This window comes from Plectonema cf. radiosum LEGE 06105, assembly GCF_015207665.1.
Classification (GTDB): Bacteria; Cyanobacteriota; Cyanobacteriia; order Cyanobacteriales; family Nostocaceae; genus Rivularia; species Rivularia radiosa_A.
This window is the reverse complement of sequence record NZ_JADEWL010000241.1, coordinates 1-5384: the sequence shown is the minus strand read 5'-3', so window position 1 is coordinate 5384 and position 5384 is coordinate 1. Positions and strand designations below refer to the sequence as shown.

The following is a 5384-nucleotide window of genomic DNA, read 5'->3' as shown; positions in this document are numbered from 1 at the left end:
TATTTATTTTGCCCATCTCCTTGTCCCCCCATCCCCTTGTCCCACCATCTCTCTATCTCCTCAACATTCATCCGTAAATGAACTACTCTTCCATGTAAAGCATCAAGATTGTGGTTAGAAGGTTCAATTATCCAGCGTAAAGGATTATTCTCACTCAACCATTGACGTAATATTTTACTAGTAGGCATTTCGCCGATTTGAATCACTACTTCTGGGGTTAACTCGGTTGCAAAATGTTGATTTCTTAATATTGAATCGTAGGTAGAAATCATGTAGGGATTGAGTGAAGCATAATTTCTCACTGGTGATAATCCCTCTGCTAAAACTGGAAATTTCAAATTTCGGGCGAGTTGCGCGATCGCACTACAATATTTTTGCGGTTGTTGCGGTTGAGCTACTCCAGCAATGATAATTCCTCGTTTGGTTTCCAGCCATTTATCGGGAATGGGTATTTGAGAATGAGTTATGGTTGATTTAAATTTATTTGTTACTACTGCAAAAAATTCTTCTGAGTTAAAGTCTGACTGTAATGAATGTAAAGAGGTTACATTTAAATCATTCTCGTCTCTAATTGGTGCGAGAGGGTCGCGAAACGGTATATTTAAATGTACTGCTCCAGAAACGGGGTAAAGGGTTTGTTCGTATGCGTATATCGCCGTTTGGCGCAAATAAGCTAACATTTCCATCTTTGTGGAAGGTATTGCTAATTCAGCTTGCCAGTTGGGATAATTACCAAAAAGTTTTAATTGGTCTATAGTTTGTCCAGAATGGCAATTACGCAATTCCTGGGGTCTATCGGCAGTTAATAATAATAAAGGTACGCGACTAAGATTTGCTTCCACAACTGCGGAATAAAAATTAGCTCCTGCGGTTCCCGAAGTGCAGACAACAGCAACAGGTAATCCGGTGGCTTTCGCTCTACCCAAAGCGAAGAAAGCCGCAGAACGTTCATCAAGAATCGGAATTACTTCTATACCCTCCGCTACCGCAAAAGCAACTATCAGAGGAGTTGAACGAGAACCCGGACAAATCACCGCACAATTTAAACCCATTTGTTTAAGGGTTTCGGTAAATATAGAAGCCCAAAGTTCGTTAATATTTCTAAATCCAATCGGCATGGAATAATTAGGTTAAAGGTGAAAGGTCAACTGTCCACTGTCAACTGTCAACTATCTCATTTTATGGACTGCATTTACTTAACGGGAATTCGGGCTTACGGTTACACCGGGTATTTACCAGAAGAACAGGTGTTAGGACAATGGTTTGAAGTGGATGTGAAGTTATGGTTAGATTTAAGTATATCCGCTCAAAGTGATGCGATTGAAGATACTATCGATTACCGCAGCGTTATTAGTTTAGTAAAAGATTTGGTTAAAACATCAAAGTTTTCTTTAGTCGAGCGTCTTGCTGGTAGTATTGCAGATGCTATTTTGCATTCTGACGATTTAGTAAAGCAAGTCCAAGTAATTTTGAGTAAACCTGCTGCACCAATTCCAGATTTTGGTGGCAAAATTACGATTGAATTAATTAGAAGTAAATAAGTGCGTACAGTGATTATCAATGCATTAAGTAGTTTATCCTTCAATTTACGTTACTTAATTTTTAAGCCTTTTACCTGAATCAACCAAAAAAGTCTACTGCTTGATTGAATATTTTTGAACTTATGTCTAATAGCATATTTTCAAATCACCCTTATCTTGTTTATTCTTAGAAAAGGGGGAATTTTTCTTCGCTGTAAGCTAACAATATTTAAAACTCTTTTTATTTGGAGTTTGAATATTTATATGGACTTGATTTTGAGAAATTTACCCTCAGATGGTCATCCTGGGGCTATAGAAGCAAAGCCTGGTGCATATTCATACAAAAACGGTATCAATAATCCGTATTAGTAAGGTTGTATATTGTGACTCAACTTTATGATGTAGTTGTATTTAATATCAGTAGGTTGGAGGATTATTTTATAGATGATTCGACGATAAACTTCGGATATGGTTAAAGCTTATCAACATCTTTTTATGGCTCATTATATGGTTTAGGACTATCTCAACAGTAATATTTTTTGCTAGTTTTAAGTAATAACCGTAATGAGGGGCATTTTTGCTCAAAATAATCACAATATTTGCTTTTAAGATATCTTTTATACCGAAGAATTTAACGTCGATTAATGTTTAGCTATAATGACTTGATATTAAATCTGTTAAACAATTAAATAGACGTGAAACATAGTGATAACGGCATTAACCTGAGATTTAAGATAATTTTGATAAATATAATTGTAAACCAGGAACAATGTAACTTTCGATATTTATTATCATAGAGCTATGGATATTTAAATTTGGCTAAAATGAGCGATAAGCCTTTTGTTCTCCTATTGGAGACGTTTCGGGAAGGGCATAGCTTCGCTAACGTAATTGAATATAAAATTGTTCGCTGAAGGGATATAATAAACATCTCAAAAATCTTAGTTGACGAGAATGAAGAAAAAAACCTTTGATGTTAAAAAGAGTTTACCTTCATTGGTGATATACCGTTCTAGGAATTGCGGTTCTTCAGGAAATCGCAACAATTGTAGAAATGATTCCATGTTTATGACTGATTAGTATCTGCCTGATAGTAAAAACATATAGTAAGCACTGAGCAGAAAATATTCAAAATTATTATTCAGTTTTCGTATTTAATTTTACAGATAATTATGAAGGTATAAAAACAGCACCTCAGATATTTAATTCCGTATTCAAACAGTTTATTAAAAGAGACTTACTATGGCTATAGAAATGGCTATCTACAAACACCAAATACGTGAAGGATTGCAACAAGAAAAGCAAGATTTAAGTATAATCATTGACAGTATGGGGTGTGGAGTAATTGTCACGGATATCAATTCTTGTATTGAAATTATTAATCCGGTTGCAGAAGCATTAACTGGATGGCAAAGAAAAGAAGCTATTGGTAAAAACTTATTAGAAGTTTTCCAACTAAAAGATACAGATACAGGGGAAGTAATTGATAATTTAGCTGCACGAGCAATAAGAACAGGTGAAGTTTTGAATTTACCGGAAAACTGTAAACTAATTGCAAAAGACGGAAGTGAAACATCGATTGGAGATACTGTAGCACCCTTGCGTGATGAAGATGGAAAAATATTAGGTGCGGTATTAGTATTTCAAGATATTAGTCAACGCAAACAAACCGAAGCGGAATTGATACGGAATGCTTTTTATGATTCGATAACGGGTTTACCTAATCGAATTTTGTTTAGGGATAGATTAGCACAGGCTTTTGAACATAGTAAGCGAAGGAAAAATTATCGATTTAGCGTTTTGTTCCTAGATTTAGATGGTTTCAAGGGAATCAACGATAAATTTGGACATGGTATGGGTGATAAATTGTTGGTAGATATAAGTCAACTATTGAAGTCTAGCTTGCGGGGTGGTGATACTGTAGCGAGATTTGGGGGTGATGAATTTGCCATCCTTTTGGAAGATATCAAAGATGTTACGGATGCAACTAATGTAGCTCTACGCATTCAAAACAATTTAGAAACGCCATTTGATATTAACGAGCATAAGATATTAGTCACGGCTAGTATTGGCATTGCTTTGAGCAGCGTTAGTCATCAACAACCAGCAGATTTGTTAGATGATGCAGATAGTGCCATGTACCAAGCTAAAGAGCAAGGAAAGGCTCAGTATGTGGTGTTTGAGCGAGAATAGTGAATTAAAGGTTAAAGGTTAAGATACTTTTAACCTTTTATTTTTATCACTAGACACAAGTCTTGCCAACGGTTGTAAACCGAATGGTGACTTCTTACTATTGAAAGTTAAAATACAGACTTTTGATATTTAAGTCTTGATAATTTTGTTTGCGATCGCGTAGTGTAAGCGAAGCTATCGCGCTTTAGCGATTTTGCTAAAAAAAGCTATAATGTCCATACTTAAAATTGCAAATCAGGTTTAAATAACTTAAGAAATACAAAGAAATATTAAGCAACATAGCCATCACAAAAATGATTAATGAGATGAAATGTGGTGTCGTTAGTAGTGTTATTTGACTAACAATCAATGTTGAATTTACAAGTGGTAAACAAATTCAGAAAAATATTCCAGAAACTTAAATTTCGAGTTGCAGCGATATTTATTGCTGTTGTGTTTGGTATTGCAATATTGTCAATACAGCCAGCCCAAACGCAGCAGCCGGTAGTATTAAATTTGCTGATGACAGCCCCTGATGCTCAACCTTGGAGACAGGGAATAATTAAAGATTTTGAAGCGAAAAACCCCGGTATTCGCATTAATATTGTTGAAGGTCCCAATGCTACAAATTTACTAGAAGATTTGTATACTTCTGCTTTTATTTTGGGTGATTCTCCTTATGATTTAGTAAATATGGATGTCATTTGGACACCAAAATTTGCTGCTGCTGGTTGGTTGTTGGATTTGACAGATAAAATTACTCAACAGGAATTAGCCGCATTTTCACGCCTTGATGTAGAAGGGCGGCGTTACAAAGGTAAACTATATGCAATTCCCATGCGGAGTGATGTGGGAATGCTTTATTACCGAGAAGATTTACTTAAAGAAGCGGGATTTAATCCTCCAGAAAGCTTTGATGATTTAGTCAAAATATCCCAATCTTTACAAGAAAAAAATAAGGTTGATTGGGGTTATATTTGGCAAGGTAAGCAATACGAAGGCTTGGCTGCGATGTTTGTCGAAATCCTCGAAGGTTTTGGCGGTTATTGGGTAAATCCTGAAACTTTAGAAGTGGGATTAGATCAATCAGAAACATTAGCAGCAATTGAATTTTTGAAAAATACGATTCAAATTGGAATTTCTCCTCCTGGAGTAACTACATATCAAGAAGAAGAAACTAGACGGATTTTTCAAAATGGGAATTCAGCTTTTTTAAGAAATTGGCCCTACGTTTGGCCTCTCGCAAACGCGGAATCTTCGGCTGTTGACGGTAAAATTGCTATCAAACCAATGGTACATACCAAAACTGGAAATAGTGGTGCTTGTTTGGGAGGTTGGGCTTTAGGAATATCTAAATCTACAAAACATCCCGAAGCAGCTTGGAAAGCAATTAGTTATTTTACTTCAGAAGAAGCACAGCGAAAATTTGTTTTAGAAGCTGGTTTTGTACCAAGTCGTCGTTCGTTATTTATTGATCCGCAAATTGTTGCTAAATATCCCCATTACCCCGAATTATTAAAAATTGTAGATCAAGCAGTATTACGTCCACCTATTGCTCAATATGCCCAAACATCCGACATTTTGCAACGCTATCTTTCTGCTGCATTAACTTCCAGAATGACTCCCGAAGCAGCAATGAAAAATGCAGCCTCCGAGACTCGTCAGTTGTTGGGGAGGTAGGAAGATGGGGAG

4 protein-coding genes are annotated in these 5384 nt (G+C 36.1%); 3 read left to right on the top strand and 1 reads right to left on the bottom strand.

Annotated features, from left to right (window positions below; all coding sequences use genetic code 11):
* Nucleotides 1–1118, bottom strand: a 1118-nt coding sequence (gene menD, locus IQ247_RS31200) for a 2-succinyl-5-enolpyruvyl-6-hydroxy-3-cyclohexene-1-carboxylic-acid synthase (protein ID WP_193926005.1), incomplete at its 3' end; no start/stop codon positions are given.
* Between the two features lie 63 nt (nt 1119–1181).
* On the opposite strand from menD, the gene folB reads away from it, so the two are divergent.
* The 3 genes from folB to IQ247_RS31185 all read left to right on the top strand — a co-directional run bounded on the left by folB (nt 1182) and on the right by IQ247_RS31185 (nt 5372).
* On the top strand, nt 1182–1541 hold the full coding sequence (gene folB, locus IQ247_RS31195; RefSeq protein WP_193926003.1) for a dihydroneopterin aldolase: 360 nt from the start codon (nt 1182–1184) through the stop codon (nt 1539–1541).
* A 1221-nt stretch (nt 1542–2762) separates the two neighbouring features.
* Complete coding sequence (locus IQ247_RS31190) at nt 2763–3713, top strand: diguanylate cyclase domain-containing protein (RefSeq protein ID WP_193926001.1); 951 nt, start codon at nt 2763–2765, stop codon at nt 3711–3713.
* Nucleotides 3714–4061: 348 nt separating this feature from the next.
* Nucleotides 4062–5372, top strand: coding sequence for an ABC transporter substrate-binding protein (locus IQ247_RS31185; RefSeq protein ID WP_193925997.1), 1311 nt, complete (start codon nt 4062–4064; stop codon nt 5370–5372).
* Nucleotides 5373–5384 lie beyond the last annotated feature (12 nt).